We start from the raw sequence: 18225 nt of genomic DNA, 5'->3' as shown, positions 1-18225 counted from the left end.
TGCGAATTACTCCCCTGATTTCGTTTTCCCCTTGGTGCCAATATGCAAGGCTGCTACTCCGCCGGTAAGCGGGTAAGCCTGTACATGCTCTAATCCTAGGTTCGTAAAAATAGCAGCGAGTTGTTTGTGATCGGGAAAATGGATTAAGGATTCCGGAAGCCATTTGTACTGTTCGTACTTCTGGGCGATCAACTTGCCTAAGAACGGCAGCACGCGCTGGAAATAAAAATAATAAATCGACTTGAACGGCTGCCATGTCGGCTTCGAAAGCTCCAGAGACACAACCAGTCCTCCTGGCTTGACGACGCGCCGCATTTCGCGAATGACTTGCTCCAGATCCGGCACGTTACGCAGGGCGAAGCCGATCGTCGCATAGTCGAACGTATTGTCGTCAAACGGAAGACTCATCGCATTGCCTTGGATCAGCTGGATTTGCTTGTCCAATCCGACTTGCTTGATTTTCTCAGCGCCGTAGTCGAGCATGTTCTGACTGAAATCCAGACCGACCATACGGCCGGTTCCCGATGCCTGTGCCAGCGCAATCGTCCAATCGCACGTTCCGCAGCAGAGATCGATCGCCGTTTGCCCGGGCTGAACGTTCATCTTCTTCATCGTAAATTTGCGCCACGCTTTATGTCTGCGAAAGCTTAAAATGTTGTTCATCAAATCGTACTTCGGCGCGATGCTTTCGAAGACGGCATGTACGAATTCTTCTTTGGATTTACCTTGAGTTTTGGATTTTGTCATCGTCATCTGTCTGGTCACCTCAAATTTCTTCCAGCACTTTGGGCTGCTTCGCTAAAAATCGCAGGAACGGCTCGCCTATGTGAAACAGTTCACTAATTAGTTTGTCCGACCCCAGCTGCTGTACTTTGGACTGCAGCTGTTTGGTTTGAGCATCCAGCATCTCGTACAGCTGCGACGAAATATGATACTTATGCAGCAGCGTACGCACCTTCGCTTGATCCGTGTCCTCGGTTTGAAGCTGTTTGCGCTCTTCCTTCGTACCATGCTGCAGAATGTGCCAGAAGCCCCAACTGCCCATGAACGACGCCGCCGCGGATTCCATGCGGAATATTTCATCGAAAATAAGCTCGCATCTGGCATAACTGCGTAAAATATCCGGCCACGCCGAGTCATAGACCTCAGACATAAACTCAGAGAATGACAAAAACAGCTGAGATTTAATCTCCACCATCTGGTGAATGTAATCTTCTGCCGTTAATTTCAACTGCTTCATTTTCATGTACGTGGTCATCTTCAGCCGGTTCACTTCGCAAATCGCGTTAGCCAGCTGTTTGATCATGTCAATTTGGCCCGCTCCGGCAAGAAGATGGTAGAACCGGGAGCTGAAGTAATCGCCGGCCAGCACTTTCAATTGCCTGGATCTCGCCGCTTTCTTCTCTTTGATATCATTGGAAGCCGTGACGAGATCGTGGGTGTCCAGCGCCAGCTGAACGAGTGAGGTTGCTAACGTATACAACTCACTGGCGGAGCTAAATTTACTGTTTCCGTTCAAGAAAGCAAACAACAGACGCGTGCGCAGCTCCGGAAAATTGGGCAAGTCTGTGTGAATTTGGATCATATCATATTCCGTGTACTGCTTGGCGATCTCTGGGATCCGATAAGAATTCATGCAAAAGCCTCCGTAACCGTGTGCCAAATCTCTTTCATGCCACTCTCTAAGATTCAATTCAAATTATTATATCATAACCCGTTGGCGGACGCACAACTAATTATAACGGATATCTTTGCTGCCATTTCGAGGTATAGGTGATGCGAAACCGGTTCTGCAGTTCTTGTTCGAGCTGGATCAGGCTGAGCTCACTGGGGCTCTTCTCCATATCCTTCCCAAATTCACGTTCGGCAACCATGGCCAGTACAAGCTGAGCCGACGTATTCTCCGAAACGTTGGCATAATCGATAACGCGAACCCATACTTGATTCACATTTTTCGTTTTTTGCAGCATCGTTTGCGCAATCGTATACAAATCCCTGTAAACCGTCGCGGAATCCGCATTCCGGGGCAAGCTCAAGTCAAGCGACAAGCGGGAAGCGCTCAGCTCCACCTTGCGGATGCGCAGCTGCAGCGGCACTTGTACGAGCAGATCCGGCAGGTTACGTTCCGTCAGATCCTGCGCGCGCTTGCTCGACCAACCCGCGGGCGCGCCCAGTCCCGTGGATGCATCCAATTGGGGGAGAATAGACAAACTAATGGCAATAATCGCCGATATCGCTATCATCAAGGTAATTCGCGTCGACCACTTCATGACAAAGCACCTCCAGCACATTGGACAAGAGCCAAACAGCTTGGCAGCACTGCATATGTGTTACAAGCTCTATACACCATTGTACAAACAAAAAAAGCAGGCTATGCCTGCTTTTGCAAATAATCCATCATTCTTCGGTATCGACCGTGCCGTACTTCGTCATGATGATCGCCTTGCCTCTGATCTTGACCGCTGAAGTGTGCTCGGTAAACTGAGCAATCATAACCTCGCCCTTGTCCAACTTCTCAGTATGATGAAAACGCGTATCTTGGCCGCGTGTTAATCCAATAACATGAACGCCGTTATCTTTGGCTTTAATGACGAAATATTCGTTGCCGTTCGTGTTCGGTTGATTCATTTTGCCCGTATCTTCCATTCCCATCCTCCGTTCTTGCCTTAAGGTCACATCTCTTACCTAATGATGCCAAAAAAAGCATCCCCAAGTCAACTAGCGTTAGACGGATATTTCTTGGGAGGACGATTGTACGCCTTGCTGGTAAAATCGTTTGAATTTGCCCGGGACGATCCGGGATGCGCCGACGCGAATCAAGAAATCCGCCAGCTTCACGGTGCCGTAGGCAAACAGCATGCCGGCAATCACATCGATCAGCCAATGAATTTGCAAGTACAGCGTCGAGAAAATAATGCAGGCGCAGTACGTCACCATCATGGTTTTGAAGATGCGGTCCTTCTCTCTAAGGGCCAGCAGCAGCATCGCAAAGGAGATGGAGGTGTGCATGCTCGGAAAACAGTTCATCGTTGCTACGAGCAGCGCGTTCTGGTCCGCGAACACACGATGCAGCAGGTCAGGCTGTTGGTTCACATACCATACTTCCCGCAGCAGTATCAGATTGTAAAAAGGCAAAATCAGCGGGAATTGCAGCATGTGCCCGGATAACGCGTAGGAGAGCATTTTCTTGACGCTCCGCGTCCAGAAGCTCCTAACGATGCAAATCCATAAGGAAAGCACGAAGCCGTAGTTGTATATCCACGCCATGGCCCGGTCCAGGAACGGATTCGCGATCCATCTGGCCCACCCGCCCGTATTCAGCGGAATCGCGTTCATATACGCATCCCAGTGCCACGGGTGGCGGTTATTCTCAAACATCCAATTGGCGATTCGCCACCAGAAGCCGTTGCCGGAGCCGTAAAAATAAAAGAAGATGCCGAGCAAAGGAATGCCGACGACGAAAAAGCGCTTCCAATCCACGTCTACTTGATCCTTGCGGACACCAAGCAGACAGATTAGCAGTAAAATCCAGCATTCCTTGCTCCAATTGCCCACCACGCCGATGCGCCATACCAAATAGATCGAGGCGATGATGCCGAACATTGTCCAATCCTGCGATTTGACGAGCTCGTTCAATTTCAACTTTCTCAAGACTGTTCCCCCTATTATGTCTTAGCCTCAATTCTAACGATGGAACAAGCCCTTCATGAGAAAAAGACATCGAGCTTTCGATGTCTTTTCGTAATCGGAGTAACACGATTCGAACGTGCGACCTCACCCACCCCAAGGGTGCGCGCTACCAGGCTGCGCCATACCCCGTCCTTCGCTCAGTCTTACTCATTCACTTTGTTATTATAGTAGGAGATTTTGGAATTGTAAAGGCATTTTCTGCTAACGATAAATAAAGCCGCGACAGCATTTAGCGGCCACGGCTTTGTAGATATATAACGTTCGGACGTATGTAAAACGCAATTATTGAATGCCATCCTTAAGTGCTTTACCAGGTTTGAAAGCTGGAATTTTGCTAGCCGGGATTTCGATTTCATCACCAGTCTGCGGATTACGTCCTTTACGAGCAGAACGTTCACGAACTTCAAAGTTACCGAATCCAACGAGTTGTACTTTATCTCCGCCTTGCAGCGCTTCGGAAATCGCTTCGAAAACAGCGTCAACCGCTTTCGTTGCATCTTTCTTGGAAAGCTCAGAGGTTTCAGCAACCTTGTTAATCAATTCAGATTTATTCATGCCATTCACCTCCCCCCAAGATTTCTCACTTCCGTTACTTCCTGTTTTCACCGTTTCCTCAGAAAATATACATGATCAAATGAAAAAACGTTGATTTTCTTAGACTAAATGAACTTCGAAAGCAGACGAATAAATTCATAGTAATATACTACGATCTCAATTTCAAGTACGGATTTCCATTTTATGTGGGTATTTTTGCTATAAAACGACAAAAAACACTCTTTCGAGTGATTTTTTGTCTTCATTTTACAAGATAATGGCAATTAACCCGCCAGAGCCTTCATTGATGATGCGTCCCAAAGTTTCCTGCAATTTGTAGCGCGCATTATCCGGCATTTGGGCAAGCTTCCCTTGAATGCCTTCCCGCACGATGGAGTGGAGCGATCTTCCGAAAATGTCCGACTCCCAAATTTTGAGCGGGTTATCCTCGAAATCCTGCATCAGATAGCGGACAAGCTCCTCACTTTGCTTCTCCGTTCCGATAATCGGCGAGAATTCGGACTCTACGTCCACGCGGATCATATGGATGGACGGCGCTGTCGCCCTTAAGCGGACGCCGAATCTCGAGCCTTGGCGAATGAGCTCCGGCTCATCGAGCGCCATCTCAGCCAGCGTCGGAGGCGCGATGCCGTAGCCCGTCGTCTTCACCATCTCCAGCGCTTCCGCGAATTGATCGTATTCCCGCTTCGCATGCGTGAAATCTTGCATGAGCTGCAGGAGATGATCCTTGCCTCGAATTTCTACGCCGACGACCTCGACCAAGATGCGGTCGTAGAGCTCATCCGGCGCGAAGAGGTCAATCTCGGCAACCCCTTGCCCCATGTTCAGACCGGCGAGCGCAGCCTTATCGATAAATTCATATTCAGCGAATTGACTGACAACTCGATCCACATCGCGCAAACGTCGAATATCTTGAACCGTATCGCGTACGGAATTTTCGAATTGAGTCCGCAGCCAGTGGTTCTCAGCAAGAACCATCACCCAGCTTGGCAGGTTCACATTCACTTCGTGAACCGGGAATTCGTACAGCACTTCACGCAGGACGGATACCATTTCTTCTTCGCCTGCATTGGCTACGCTCATCGTAACGACCGGCACATCGTAACGGCTTTGCAGCTCGCTGCGCAGTTCAAGCGCCGGCTCGCCATTCGGCTTCTGCGAGTTGATGATCACGATGAACGGTTTGCCGACTTCCTTCAGTTCATTGATGACTCTCTCCTCAGCCAGGACGTAGGAAGATCTCGGAATATCCGAAATCGTACCGTCGGTCGTTACCACAACGCCAAGCGTCGAATGCTCCTGAATCACTTTGCGCGTTCCGATTTCCGCCGCTTCCTGGAACGGAATCGGCTCGTCGAACCACGGTGTATTGATCATACGCGGGCCATTCTCGTCTTCATAGCCTTTGGCGCCATCGACTGCATACCCTACACAATCAACTAGCCGGACATTCACATTGAGTCCTTCGGCCACGGATATTTGAACCGCCGTGTTCGGTACGAACTTCGGCTCCGTTGTCATGATCGTGCGGCCAGCAGCGCTCTGCGGGAGTTCATCGGTAGCCCGGATCCTATCCGCTTCACTTTGAATGTTCGGAAGCACTACAGATTCCACAAAACGCTTGATAAAGGTTGACTTGCCTGTACGGACTGCGCCAACAACCCCCAGGTAAATGTCCCCTCCCGTTCGTTCTGCAATGTCCTTAAAGATATCCACTTTCTCCAAGAGAATCCCTCCTACAGTTTGGTCGTCAACTGACTTGAGACGGTTACAATTGACTACTCGTACATTCATTTGGACTAGTAAGAAATATATGTACTTTCGATAGAAATATGATAGATGCGCCATATCTTTTTTTTGGAGCTCATATTTTATGAAGCACATATGGCTTTCCTTATAGAACCATGCGCAGGGACGGTTGATCTGCGAGAGATCAAAGACTCATCACACCTGAAAAAATATATGAACGGAATAAGCATGATATTCTGAAAAATGAAAAAAACCTCTTACAGATTCCTGTAAGAGGTTTGCCATTATGGGGTAACTTGCGGAAGTGGCTGACTATTCTGCCAACGATAAGGCACGCTGCGAATCGGGACGAACAGCGTTTGGTTCACGAGCAGTTCACGCAAATCCTGCTCCGCCTTCAGTGTGCCGGCAAGGGACTTGTCTTGAATCAGCTTATGAATATCCATCGCATAATCGATACTGACATCCCCTGTCTGTTTATTGACCAGATAGGTTATGAGGTTCTGCCGGTTATAGACCGATTTGATCTCCGGCGCTTTCATTCCGAGTTTATCGAAATCTACATAATCGAACGCCTCATTAATAGCGATGCCTGCAGGCAGATTGCCGTTATGGCTGACTTTGTAGTCATTGATCTTCTTCTGCACGTCGTCTACGCTCTGGTAGGCCGATAAATCCATCAATTTCACGGTAGGCTTCGTCTCCGGATCCACGAGCACATACAGGAATATACCGCCGCTCTCAAACGCATTGGCCGGGACGGCGCTCAAATAGTTCGCTTTCGTCAATTTGGCGAAATCAATCACATATTTCTCATAGAGCGGTGTGCTCATATCGCTATTTTTGATCGGCAGCACGCCGTGTTTCTGGTGGTAGAGATCAACCGCCTGTTGAACGACCGTAATGAATTCAGCCGGGTTGATCTGATTTTCTTTCCGCAATTCCTTCGGGTAGGCGCATCCGCTAAGCAGCAGGAGCACACTCAAGATCAGCCCAACCCATGTGCCTCGCCCGAGGCAGCTTGCCATTTTCACGATTCCATCATCCTATCTCGGTTACTAAAATAAATCGTCATCCTCAGCGGCTTGTCTAGCAAGCTGTGCGCGAATGGCCGCCTTAAGAGGGTCCTCCGGTATCGTCACCTCTACGGAGCCTGTGACGCGGGCCTGGCACGCCAGCCTGTAGCCCTCTTCGGCCCCTGAGCCAAGCTTCAGCCGCTCATTCACATTCATCGGCGCGAGTCCGCTGCCGGCGGGATCGCTCACCTTCACCTTGCACATGAGACAAGCCGCCTTGCCCCCACAGCGCGTACGGATGTGCACCTTCGCTTTGCGCCCCGCGTCCAGCAGCGTCGTACCCGCCCGGACGCCGATTTGTTTGTTATCCGGCCAAAAATGTACAATCGGTCCATTCATCTGGTTCACCTTCTTGTCTGCGTTCATCCTGATCCGTCAGAGTGAATCTATCAACCGATCCAATTCTCTTCGAAACGGTGTACCCCAGCTGTTTCTTTCAAGCAAATCATGTAACGCCTGCATATGCTGCTCCGGATACTGGCGCATCGTTCGATAAATAGCTTCATAGCGGTCCGGCCGGTTGCGGAGAATGTTAAACACCAGCTCGTGCGCGAGCGGCATCACCCGCAGCTCTTGCCCGCCGATCTCAGTATGGCCGCTATGCCGTTCCCATAAATAGGCCGCTTCCACTTGATACGACGACTCCAGCGCCTGCACTTTGAAATCGCCAACCACCTCAACAGGGTGGCCGTCGATCTGATAGTGGCTCAAAATCGATGCGTAGATCGGTGTTCGGCTGAAAGCCGGCGTGTCGGTCGAATAGCGCTGCAGCGCGCGGTGAATGGCTTCAACATCGTGCACATCCACATAGATATCCAAATCCCTTGGACTTCTCCCGATATCGACCTGATGCATCAAAAGTCCGCAGCTGCCACCGATAAGCCAGCGTACGCCAGGAACTTGCTGTAATTGTGTATGAATGGCCGTAATCGCTTCGAATAACGGTTCCAACAGGACCAAGTTGCCCACACCTTTCAGGCATTATTTGTTAGAAATAAGGCTTATGCGTAACGGAAATACGGCCTGCTTGCTTCACGATGCATTGGCAGGCCAGCCGGTACCCCTGTTCGATTTCTTCCGGCTCCAGGCGGTCCTCCTCCGCTTCGGAAGGCAGCGACAGCAGCTCCCGGCCTTCGGCGACATAGCAGCGGCATCTGGCGCAAGTCCCGCGCGTGCAGGAGAAGCCCCACTCCACATCCGCTTTCAGGGCATGATCGAGAATGCTTAAACCGGGATCCGGCTCTATCGTTTTCTGTGTTTTGCGTGTTTTCAATTCCAGCATGCAAGAATTCCCTCCAAGTTAGAACAATGATAGCAGCATGTATAACAGAATGGGGATAAAGAGGAAAAAGGCGATGGTCGACAGTACGGCTCGGACCCATCCTTTGGTACGCGTTCTGGCGTACGAAATCAACAACGATGCGACAACCATCAAGCCGATGGCTACGAAAGACGCCCACATTTTGTCCAAACTTGACATATTTTTGACTCCTTATGTATAAATCTGCGAATTGAATCACCAGTAAGTATAGCATAGGATGAGAAAAAAAGCATAAAGGGCAGCAAGCTCCCCTTCATGCTTTTTATTTTTTGCCCATCATCATATTCATCAGCTGCTGCATGTTGTTCGAGTCCAGCTTGGAGCTCTTCACCGCTTGAATAATGTCATTCACCGTTTCTTCGGGGACTTTCACGTTCACCAAGCTGGATACTTGCTTGATTAACTGACGGAGCTGAGCATCGCTTTGCAGTGTAGAAGGTTTCACACCGCTGGCCAGTCTCTCGATATCTTTAGGTGATACGGATTTACCCGTTTTCTTCTTGACTACGTTCAATACGTCCTTGGACATATCTTTGTTTGCCAAATGTGCCGCCTCCCTATACCTGATAAGAACTAAAAGCTTATACGGTATAGTATGAGGGCAATCCGGTTGTGGTGTAGGCTACTTCCACACATTTGTGAGCGCGTCCGTGGCCACTTCCTCGAGCTCATGCGTTCGGACGCGTCCCATCAGGTCCTGCGCCGCAAGCTGCGGCGATTTCCCTTCGAACAGCACCTTGTACAGCTCATCGGTAATCGGCATCGTCACATCGTATTTGCGCGACAGTTCATAGGCGGCCTTCGTCGTCTTCACGCCTTCGACCACCATGCCCATTTCCTGCAGCACAGCCTCCAGCGGCGTCCCCTTGGCCAGCTTGTTGCCGGCACGCCAATTCCGGCTGTGCTGGCTCGTGCACGTTACGATCAGGTCGCCGATTCCGGCCAAGCCGGCAAAGGTCAGCGGATTGGCGCCCATCGTCGTACCCAGCCTGGCGATCTCCGCCAAGCCCCGGGTAAGCAGCGCCGCTTTGGCATTGTCTCCGAAGCCCAGTCCGTCCGTCAGGCCGGCCCCCAGCGCGATGATGTTCTTAAGCGCCCCGCCCACTTCAACGCCGGCTACATCCGGGTTCGTATAGACGCGGAAGTACGAATTGATCATCAGATCCTGCGCCGCCTCCGCCGCCGCCAGATCTTGGGCGGCAACGACGACGGTCGTCGGACATTGGCGGATCACTTCCTCGGCATGGCTCGGACCCGACAGCACGACGAAACGGCTTGCGTCCATATCCGGCAGCTCATCGGCAAGCACCTCGGTCATCCGTTTGAGCGTACCGGTTTCGAAGCCTTTGGTCGCATGGACCAAGAGCGCATCCGGCTTCAAATAAGGACGGATTTGCGAAGCGACATCGCGCATGCCGGATGAAGGAACGACCAGAATAATCGTGTCCGCTCCTTCTACCGCCTCCTGCAGCGATGTGGTCGCAACGATCAACGGGGATAAGTCTACATCCGGGAGAAAGCGGCTGTTGCGGTGCTTCTCATTAATCTCTCGGACTTGCTCCTCGTTCCGCGACCATAAGAGCACCTGCTTCCCATTATCCGCGAGTACCGTAGCGAGCGCCGTACCCCAGCTGCCGGCTACCAGAACAGATACTTTACTTGACATGGTTACCACTCCTTCACTTATGTAAGCGGACGCTCTCGCCCGTCTATGCTCGCTTCTGGCCGAGCTTGTTCTCTTTGCCCTGGACGAGCTTCACAATGTTGGTCCGGTGGCGCAAAATCGCAAACGCGCACAGCAAGATGCTGATCCACAGAATTGGCAGCGGTCGATCCATTCCCCAAATAAGAAAAGGTAAAAGTGCTGTTAAAATAAGGGAACCGAGCGATACGAATCGGGTGATCGCAATGATGACAATGGCCGTCAAGCCGGCAATTAACGTCGGAATGAAGCAGAGGGTCGCCATAACGCCGATCGTTGTAGCAATTCCCTTGCCGCCGCGGAAACCGAAGTAAACCGGCCAGTTATGGCCGACGATCGCAGCTAATCCGCACAGTACGCGGATCCATATATCATCCGGGCCGGGAGCCGCCCATATGCCGAGGCATACGGCGGCAACGCCCTTCAGGGCATCCAGAAGCAGCACCAGGATCGCCGGTCCTTTGCCAAGCACCCGCAGCGTATTGGTCGCGCCCGCATTGCCGCTGCCATGCTTGCGGATATCGATGCCCTTGAACCATTTCCCGAATAAATAACTAAAGCTGATGGATCCGAGTAAATAACCAACGACGATTGTTAGGATGGAAACTGTAAGCACCTTGTCACATCTCCTATTCTTTGTCCGATGACTTTCTGCGGCTCAGGATACGAATCGGAGTTCCCTCGAAACCGAAGGCTGCGCGAATTTTATTATCCAAATACCGCTCGTATGAAAAGTGCATGAGCTCAGGCTCATTCACAAAGAGCACAAAGACAGGAGGCTTCACCGCTACTTGTGTAACATAGTTAATGCGCAGACGCTTTCCTTTGTCCGTCGGCGGCGGATTGTATGCCACAGCATCGGAAATCACATCGTTCAGCAGATGCGTCTGAACGCGAAGCGCATGATTTTCCGCTACTTGAACGATCACCGGCAGCAATTTATGCAAGCGTTGGGTTGTTTTAGCCGAAACGAAGACGATCGGCGCATAACTTAAGAACAGGAAATGGTCGCGGATGGTCTGCGTAAAGTGCTGCATCGTTTTATCGTCCTTCTCGACGATATCCCATTTATTTACGACAATGATTACCGCTTTTCCTGCTTCGTGCGCATAGCCGGCGATGTGTTTGTCCTGGTCGATGATGCCGTCTGCCCCATCGATTACAACGAGTACGACATCCGCACGTTCGATCGCTTTCATCGCCCGCATGACGCTGTATTTCTCCGTGTTCTCATACACCTTGCCCCGCTTGCGCATGCCGGCGGTATCAATAATGACGAACTTCTGCCCGTCCCGCTCGAACGGCGTATCGATGGCATCGCGGGTCGTTCCCGCTACGTCGCTTACGATAACCCGCTCTTCACCTAAGATGGCGTTAGTCATCGAGGATTTGCCCACATTCGGCCGCCCGATAAGGGCAAATTTAATAACTTCTTCGCCGTACTCATCGTCCTGCTTGTCCGGGAACAACGCGCAAACCGCTTCCAACAGGTCGCCGATCCCGATCCCGTGAGAGCCCGAAATGCCGATCGGATCACCGAAACCAAGCGCATAAAACTCATAAATATCGTCTTGACGAGCCAGGTTGTCGACTTTGTTCACCGCAAGGACAACCGGTTTCTTGGAACGGAACAACAGCTGCGCCACTTCTTCATCCGAAGGAGTCACCCCAGCCTTGGCATCTACCATGAAAACAATGACATCCGCTTCCTCGATGGCCAGCTCGGCCTGCACGCGAACGGATTTGAGAATCGCATCTTCGCCGTCAATTTCAATTCCGCCTGTGTCAATCACGCTGAACGAGGTGTTCAGCCATTCGCCAACCCCATAGAGCCGGTCGCGAGTAACACCTGGTTTATCTTCCACAATCGCAAGACGATCGCCTACGATCCGATTGAAAATAGTGGATTTGCCGACATTCGGTCGGCCTACAATAGCAAGCACTGGTCTAGCCACTTCATATTCACTCCTTCAAAATTCCATGATCAGCCATGGAAAAATACGCAACTTACATCATAACAAAAAAGACACGGCTTGGCTAATCTCTTTTGTGACTTTCCGTTATGAATTTCATCATGACATTGCCGGCTCAGGAGTGCTTGACCAGAATGATCGTACCGTTTTTCAAATCATGGGCATTGGCATCCAGGATTTTCTCCAACGAGAACGCCATTCGCTGAAGGTCGTCTTCCTGATCCACCGCGAAGATAGGCGCCCCCCCGCCAACCCGATCCTTCGTCAGTGTAACGATAGCGAGAATCTGGGACATCGCGCATCAAGCCTCCTTCTTTTTATTGACACCTGCTTCAGACGGCATACGTACGGCACTTTCCAACACGGGGACCCGGTGCAGGGCGATGAAGGTTTTATCCGGATCCTTCTCCTGAGGCAGCAGCAGGACACCGAGGTTACCGGTATTCATATCCAGCTTGGCCATAGGACGCAGAGCGGGCTCTCCTTCGTCGCGATAGGCGCCGAACAGTGTCGAAATATCGTGGAGAATCGCTTGCCGTTGGCCAAGATTCGCCAAAGTCACCCGAGCGTTGCGATTTTTGGGCTTAACAAGATAGCCTAACCCGTGTTCAGCGATGAGCGACTGGCTATCCTTCAGCCCGACGTTCATAATATAGATGGAACCGACATAGAGATCGGGACCGTCCAACCGGACGGGCACGGGTTCGATATCGGCAATTTCCCCCAGCTTCTTCCCCGACTTGAAATTATTCGCGATCCAGATGGACAGCACACCGGCCAAAACTCCCCAATACCAGGCGAATAAGATGCTGAAGAGAGACCCCAGGAAGGACGAGAAAATGACGAGGTAATTGCGTCCCTCGAAGACCATTGCGATCCCTTCGATATAAGCAGCCCCGCGGGGCACAAGCTCCAGCTCATCGATCTTCGATAAACTTTGTCTCTCCATATTGCGGACATCCCGAAACTGCTGCGCGGCTAGAGACAGGAACGTTACCGCCGTATAATTTTTGTCGAGCAGCGCGGGTACGGCCACCGCCCCAAGCCCGGCAGCGATAACGCCGAGTGAAATGTGGATGATTTTCCCATGCGGATACGTAGGGTATTGCCGGTAGTCCGTTCTCAGCATATTAAGCCGAGCCAAAATACCGAAAATGACACCGATGACGATGCCGATTGTATAACGATGCGAATAAAACCAATCCATTTACTTTCGCCAGCCTCCTTTGCGCTCGAACCAACTCCGTATGAAACTTTTGCAGCCGTTATATATGGCTTGAAGAATGATGGTCACCGATCTGGCTGTAAACACAGAGAGCCACCATTGATCCTGGAACACCGTGTGGCCTAACTCGTGATAGCCCCCGACCGGATGAATGCCCGCTTGATACATGTCGCCCAGCAAATAGCCGATTGAGAGGGTGGCGATCTGCTCCAGCGCGCTGCGCTGCAGAAAGACGACAATGAATGCGAGAAGCAGGGCGACATCCCAATCCGAATTGCGAACGATGAGAATCGGATCCATGGCCAGCAGCTGCTGCAGCAAAAAGTGGAGTGAACCTAGCAGAAGTCCGATCGATAGCAAATGCAGCTTATGTATGAATCCTTGCGTTACGACGAGAATGCCGATAGCTATGAGAAAAACGAGCACATAGACGACATGCACATGCACGTGCTTAAAGGTTACAGAAAAGTAAGAACCTGCCACCCATAAGACAAAAAAAAGAAGCATTCCCTTATGCGATATACTTCCGATGTACAGCTCCTTCCATCCGCTGGCAAACAAGATGAGCGTGATACAAAGGAGAATGAGAGACAAATAACCGGAGTTCATAATCTGACCACCCTACTATGTATAGACAAGCGCAGCGCATGCCGCCGCCGGCCTGCGGATCTGCAGGTTCCCTCCGTTCATGAGAGGGAAGCACCGCCTGATCCTTAGTATGGCAATCTTTTGATTATTTACTCTGGTTCGCTCTATCTGCGTATGAAGTTATGGAGATGCCGCGAGCCCTGCACCATTCCGCCGTTTCGCCCATGATCACAACCGGACATCGGGATAAATCGCGGATCGTCGGCGCACCTAATGCTGTCATAATAAGAATAAGTCCATGATGCAATTCATCTGCAAATTGGTGCAGCGCATCCGCCCCTTCTTCGCGCAGCACCTTCAGGAAGGCGCCTGCCATACCCACGGCTGAGGCGCCGAGGGCAAGCGCTTTGGCCGCTTCCAAAGCGTTCGTAATGCCGCCGGAAGCGATCACCCCGCCAGGCGGATAAACGGTCAGCGACTCCAGCAGCGCGACGCTCGTCGGCGTTCCCCAGTCGTTCAGCCATTCCATGGCGGCCGGACGTCTGGCATTCTCAATAGCGGCGAAATTCGTGCCGCCGGAGCCGCCGACATCGAGTATCCGCACGCCGATGTCCTGCAGCTGTTTGGCGTTCTCCTTCAAGATGCCGAAGCCGACCTCCTTGACGATGACCGGTACGGGAGCATGATGGACGATCGCTTCGATCCGCTTCAGCATGCCGGTGAAGCTGCGATCCCCTTCCGGCATAATCAGCTCCTGCATCACATTGAGATGGATTTGCAGCGCATTCGCCTCTATCATCTCAATAGCTCTCAACGCTTGATCGGCCGTTGCCTCGCTTCCCAAATTCGCGAACACGATCCCCTTCGGGTTCTCGCGTCTCACAACCTGATAGCTTGAGGCCACCTCGCTATTTTTGATAGCCGACATTTGCGAACCGACCGCCATCGCCAGCCCCTTCTCTCTCGCCATGACGGCAAGCTCGCGGTTAATGCTTTCCGTCTCCTGGGCTCCCCCGGTCATGGCATTAATCAAAATCGGCGAACTCATAATGAGATCGCCGATTTGGGTCTTTAATGACATGTGATCCGTGGAAGTCTCAGGCAGACAGTTATGCACAAGCTTGATATCCGACAGCCCTTGCTGTCTGGATTGTCCAAGCTCCAGCGCGTAATGGACATGCTCCATCTTGCGTGAAATGCGCATTGCTATGGTCCCCCTAAACGCCATGTCTCACTTATTTTTTGAATTTGGACAATTTGTCGCCGAAACGTTCGCCAAGTGTCAAGGACATACCTTGGTTGCTCAAGGATACGTTCTCGTTGCCGGCGATTTCTTTCTGATGGCTTGCTGCGTTACCGCGGTCACGGTCGCCTCTTGGTTGTCTTTCTCTTTCCGGCTTAGCGGAAGGAGCCGCTGCTGCAGGTGCTTCAGGAGCTTCCTCTGTTTCTTTGATGCTCAGGCTGATGCGTTTCTCTGCTGCATTGATTTCCAAGATTTTCACTTGCACTTCTTGGCCTTCTTTGAGCACTTCATGCGGCGTGCCGATGTGGCGGTGTGCGATCTGGGAAATGTGAACCAGACCTTCTACGCCAGGAGCCACTTCAACGAATGCGCCGAATGCCGCAAGGCGTTTCACTGTACCCGTTACGATGTCGCCTGCATTGAAATCGGACTCAACTTTGGACCAAGGGCCAGCTTGCGTTGCCTTGATGCTCAGGCTGATTTTGTCGTTCGCAGGATCCAGCTTAAGCACTTGGACCTTCACTTTGTCGCCTTCTTTGACAACGTCGGAAGCTTGCTCTACATGGTGCCAAGCCAATTCGGAGATATGTACAAGACCGTCGATCCCACCGATATCTACGAAAGCGCCGAATTGTGTCAAGCGTTGAACCGTACCGTCCAATACTTGGCCAACTTGAAGACCTTCGATGATTTTCTTTTTGTTCGCTTCGAACTCCTCATCCAGCACATCTTTCTGGGAAAGGATGACTTTGTTTTTCTCGCGATCGACTTCTTTCACACGCAGACGCAGTGTACGGCCTTTGTAAGAAGAGAAATCTTCAACGAATTGACGCTCGACCATGGAAGCAGGCACGAAACCGCGCACGCCGATATCCACAACCAGACCGCCTTTGACAACTTCCGCTACGGAAGCTTCAATAATTTCTTTGCTGTCCAGCTGACCTTGCAATGTTTCCCAAGCTTTTTCGTTATCCACGACACGTTTGGACAGAACCAAAGTTTCTTTGGCGTCGTTGATCGAAACCACTTTCAATTCTACTTCTTGTCCAAGCTGAACCGCTTGCCCTGCATCTTCCAGGCTTACAGATGAAAGCTCGCGAACGGGAATCACACCATCGTATTTATAACCGATATCCACGAAAGCTTGATCTGCGTCAACCTTTACGATTTTACCTTTGACGGTAGCGCCTTTCTTCAGAACGGCAACATTGTTCATAGCATGCTCCGCTTCTGCTTGTGATACGGCTGTTTCTTGCGCTTCTTGCGTTTGATCTTGAACTTTTACTTCATCTGACATGAGATTAGCCTCCTCTTAGTACAACCAACAAGAAATAATTTATGAGTCACAAAGCAGTATGTAAGCTTCTACTCTGTTTCAAACACATTCAGGACTACCATTCGCTTGTAAAGTTAGTATAATTCCAAGCTTTCATTTCCATACATGAAGTTTAAGCTTTGCTATATTCACGATGTAAACGGCGAATTTCTTTCATAATAGCGTCAGTCGCAAGTTCCAAATCTTCCGAACTTGCTCCTTCATAAGCGCTAAGGTCCAGCGGTTTGCCATACACGATGGTCATGCGGCGAAATAATGAATAATTGCCGACAATGGCCACGGGAACGACCGCTGCGCCAGCTTTCAGTGCGAGGCTGGCAGCCCCCTTCTTGCCCATTCCCCCGGCATTGCTACGGGTACCTTCCGGGAAAACGCCTAACATATTGCCATCGCGAAGCAATTGCACGGCGAGGCGTATCGATTCCCGGCTAACGCCTCCGCGTTTGACGGGAAAAGCGCCAACCTTCGCAATGATGGAGCCCAGCACCGGAATGTCGAACAACTCGGCTTTCGCCATGAAGTGAACTTTCCGCTTCAGCGGAGTACCCAAGAACGGCGGATCCAGCAAGCTGGTGTGGTTGCCGCAAAGCACGACCGCTCCGCGCGCAGGAACATTCTCCATCCCGATTGCCCGCATGCGGAAGAATAAAGTGAATAAGCAGCGAAATAAGGCCCTGCCGATGCGGTACAGCATCTTATTTGCCACCTCCGACTTTGTCTTTGCAAAGCCCAAGGATTTCGTCCACAACTTCTTCAATCGTCATTGAGGTGCTGTCCATTAACACAGCATCATGAGCTTGTCTAAGCGGCGAAATCTCTCGTTCTTGATCCAATTGATCGCGACGAGCGATATCCTGTTCAAGTTCGGCCAACGTCATCGTGCATGTCCCGCTGCTCTGCATTTCTTTGAAGCGGCGTTCTGCGCGTTCCTTCACGGAGGCCGTCAGAAAGACCTTGATCTCCGCATCGGGCATCACATGCGTGCCGATATCCCGGCCGTCCATCACGACGCCCTTGGAACTGGCCATTTCTTGCTGAAGCTTAACGAGCAGCTGGCGGATTGCGCCATAACTGGCGATGCGGGACACATGGTCGGTGATGTTCGTCATGCGAATCTCTTTGGTCACATCGACGCCGTCAACGAAAACCTGTTGTCCTGTCTCTCCGGGGATGAGCTCGATCTTCATACGGCTTGCCAAAGCAGCCACTTCGGCTTCTTGATCAGGTTGCAGCCCTTCTTGCTGTACTTTCCATGTTACTGCCCGATACATGGCTCCCGTATCCACGTAAACGAATCCAAGCGCTCCGGCTACTAACCGAGCGATGGTACTTTTACCGGCTCCAGCAGGTCCATCGATGGCAATATTGAACTTTTCCAAGCTGCTGTTCCTCCCACCATACTTCACAATACCTTACGAACAAAAAAGCAGGCACTGCCTGCTAATTGATTCAAATTATACCACACTACATAGGTAGATGCAAAACTTGGCGTGATAATAGATTCGTATTCTGTATGCCTATGAGCGCTCCCCCTTCTCGTTCTGAGGCAGGATATAAGGCTTCCCCTCGAGCGGTTCAACCCGGGTAAAATGTTTGCGCACGTAAGGAATTTGCAGCAGCGCCTGGATGCATAGCAGCGCAACGAAAAAAACGAGCGCGGTCCGGATGATCATCTTCTCTACTTTGGCGGAGAAGAGGATAAACAGCTGCTCGTAGGACTTTGACTTGGAATCGTCGGACATTGGAAGATTCACCTGCTCGTATAGG

General features: G+C 51.1%; 24 protein-coding genes and 1 tRNA gene. All 25 read right to left on the bottom strand.

Annotated elements, in window-relative coordinates; all coding sequences use genetic code 11:
- Positions 1 to 6: 6 nt before the first annotated feature.
- Positions 7 to 753, bottom strand: coding sequence for a demethylmenaquinone methyltransferase (locus PUT07_RS11320; RefSeq protein ID WP_274468078.1), 747 nt, complete (start codon positions 751 to 753; stop codon positions 7 to 9).
- Positions 754 to 766: 13 nt separating this feature from the next.
- The gene (locus PUT07_RS11315; protein ID WP_274468077.1) at positions 767 to 1636 is read right to left on the bottom strand and encodes a heptaprenyl diphosphate synthase component 1; all 870 of its coding nucleotides are present in this window, start codon (positions 1634 to 1636) and stop codon (positions 767 to 769) included.
- Between the two features lie 100 nt (positions 1637 to 1736).
- A complete protein-coding gene (locus PUT07_RS11310) occupies positions 1737 to 2270 on the bottom strand; it encodes a hypothetical protein (protein WP_274468076.1) in 534 nt (177 codons plus the stop codon).
- Between the two features lie 127 nt (positions 2271 to 2397).
- Positions 2398 to 2646: a trp RNA-binding attenuation protein MtrB gene (gene mtrB, locus PUT07_RS11305; protein ID WP_274468075.1), complete on the bottom strand. Its 249-nt coding sequence runs from the start codon at positions 2644 to 2646 to the stop codon at positions 2398 to 2400.
- A 78-nt stretch (positions 2647 to 2724) separates the two neighbouring features.
- Positions 2725 to 3651, bottom strand: a complete 927-nt coding sequence (locus tag PUT07_RS11300) for a phosphatase PAP2 family protein (protein ID WP_274468074.1) — start codon at positions 3649 to 3651, stop codon at positions 2725 to 2727.
- 94 nt (positions 3652 to 3745) lie between these two features.
- A tRNA-Pro gene (locus tag PUT07_RS11295) sits at positions 3746 to 3819 on the bottom strand.
- Between the two features lie 153 nt (positions 3820 to 3972).
- The gene (locus PUT07_RS11290) at positions 3973 to 4245 is read right to left on the bottom strand and encodes an HU family DNA-binding protein (protein WP_145655310.1); all 273 of its coding nucleotides are present in this window, start codon (positions 4243 to 4245) and stop codon (positions 3973 to 3975) included.
- 246 nt (positions 4246 to 4491) lie between these two features.
- Complete coding sequence (gene spoIVA, locus PUT07_RS11285) at positions 4492 to 5970, bottom strand: stage IV sporulation protein A (RefSeq protein WP_274468073.1); 1479 nt, start codon at positions 5968 to 5970, stop codon at positions 4492 to 4494.
- 308 nt (positions 5971 to 6278) lie between these two features.
- Positions 6279 to 7022 carry a DUF3939 domain-containing protein gene (locus PUT07_RS11280; RefSeq protein WP_274469296.1) on the bottom strand — a complete coding sequence of 248 codons (744 nt, stop codon included), beginning with the start codon at positions 7020 to 7022 and terminating at the stop codon, positions 6279 to 6281.
- Positions 7023 to 7052: 30 nt separating this feature from the next.
- Complete coding sequence (locus PUT07_RS11275) at positions 7053 to 7409, bottom strand: 2Fe-2S iron-sulfur cluster-binding protein (protein ID WP_274468072.1); 357 nt, start codon at positions 7407 to 7409, stop codon at positions 7053 to 7055.
- Between the two features lie 36 nt (positions 7410 to 7445).
- A complete protein-coding gene (locus PUT07_RS11270) occupies positions 7446 to 8030 on the bottom strand; it encodes a nucleotidyltransferase domain-containing protein (RefSeq protein WP_274468071.1) in 585 nt (194 codons plus the stop codon).
- A gap of 28 nt (positions 8031 to 8058) precedes the next feature.
- Complete coding sequence (locus PUT07_RS11265) at positions 8059 to 8352, bottom strand: 2Fe-2S iron-sulfur cluster-binding protein (RefSeq protein ID WP_274468070.1); 294 nt, start codon at positions 8350 to 8352, stop codon at positions 8059 to 8061.
- Positions 8353 to 8370: 18 nt separating this feature from the next.
- Entirely contained in the window at positions 8371 to 8550 is a 180-nt protein-coding gene (locus PUT07_RS11260; protein ID WP_274468069.1) for a DUF2768 family protein, read from the bottom strand.
- 103 nt (positions 8551 to 8653) lie between these two features.
- The gene (locus tag PUT07_RS11255; protein ID WP_274469294.1) at positions 8654 to 8920 is read right to left on the bottom strand and encodes a stage VI sporulation protein F; all 267 of its coding nucleotides are present in this window, start codon (positions 8918 to 8920) and stop codon (positions 8654 to 8656) included.
- 93 nt (positions 8921 to 9013) lie between these two features.
- Positions 9014 to 10057 carry an NAD(P)H-dependent glycerol-3-phosphate dehydrogenase gene (locus tag PUT07_RS11250; protein ID WP_274468068.1) on the bottom strand — a complete coding sequence of 348 codons (1044 nt, stop codon included), beginning with the start codon at positions 10055 to 10057 and terminating at the stop codon, positions 9014 to 9016.
- A 43-nt stretch (positions 10058 to 10100) separates the two neighbouring features.
- Positions 10101 to 10709 (bottom strand): glycerol-3-phosphate 1-O-acyltransferase PlsY, encoded by a 609-nt coding sequence (gene plsY, locus PUT07_RS11245; RefSeq protein WP_274468067.1) that lies wholly within the window; start codon positions 10707 to 10709, stop codon positions 10101 to 10103.
- Positions 10710 to 10722: 13 nt separating this feature from the next.
- Entirely contained in the window at positions 10723 to 12048 is a 1326-nt protein-coding gene (der, locus tag PUT07_RS11240) for a ribosome biogenesis GTPase Der (protein ID WP_274468066.1), read from the bottom strand.
- Positions 12049 to 12181: 133 nt separating this feature from the next.
- Entirely contained in the window at positions 12182 to 12361 is a 180-nt protein-coding gene (locus PUT07_RS11235) for a capping complex subunit for YIEGIA (RefSeq protein WP_274468065.1), read from the bottom strand.
- Between the two features lie 6 nt (positions 12362 to 12367).
- Positions 12368 to 13273, bottom strand: a complete 906-nt coding sequence (locus tag PUT07_RS11230; protein WP_274468064.1) for a YIEGIA family protein — start codon at positions 13271 to 13273, stop codon at positions 12368 to 12370.
- Complete coding sequence (locus PUT07_RS11225) at positions 13274 to 13900, bottom strand: YphA family membrane protein (RefSeq protein ID WP_274468063.1); 627 nt, start codon at positions 13898 to 13900, stop codon at positions 13274 to 13276.
- A 124-nt stretch (positions 13901 to 14024) separates the two neighbouring features.
- Entirely contained in the window at positions 14025 to 15083 is a 1059-nt protein-coding gene (gene fni, locus PUT07_RS11220; protein ID WP_274468062.1) for a type 2 isopentenyl-diphosphate Delta-isomerase, read from the bottom strand.
- 31 nt (positions 15084 to 15114) lie between these two features.
- Complete coding sequence (gene rpsA / locus PUT07_RS11215) at positions 15115 to 16419, bottom strand: 30S ribosomal protein S1 (protein ID WP_274468061.1); 1305 nt, start codon at positions 16417 to 16419, stop codon at positions 15115 to 15117.
- A gap of 151 nt (positions 16420 to 16570) precedes the next feature.
- Entirely contained in the window at positions 16571 to 17152 is a 582-nt protein-coding gene (locus tag PUT07_RS11210) for a lysophospholipid acyltransferase family protein (protein WP_274468060.1), read from the bottom strand.
- A gap of 1 nt (position 17153) precedes the next feature.
- On the bottom strand, positions 17154 to 17837 hold the full coding sequence (cmk, locus tag PUT07_RS11205) for a (d)CMP kinase (RefSeq protein ID WP_274468059.1): 684 nt from the start codon (positions 17835 to 17837) through the stop codon (positions 17154 to 17156).
- A 138-nt stretch (positions 17838 to 17975) separates the two neighbouring features.
- Positions 17976 to 18200, bottom strand: a complete 225-nt coding sequence (locus PUT07_RS11200) for a hypothetical protein (RefSeq protein ID WP_274468058.1) — start codon at positions 18198 to 18200, stop codon at positions 17976 to 17978.
- Positions 18201 to 18225 lie beyond the last annotated feature (25 nt).

The sequence above is a fragment of the Paenibacillus sp. MAHUQ-63 genome, from assembly GCF_028765165.1.
Lineage (GTDB): Bacteria > Bacillota > Bacilli > Paenibacillales > NBRC-103111 > Paenibacillus_E.
The sequence above is the reverse complement of the archived record's forward strand: the minus strand, read 5'-3'. Positions and strand labels throughout refer to the sequence as shown.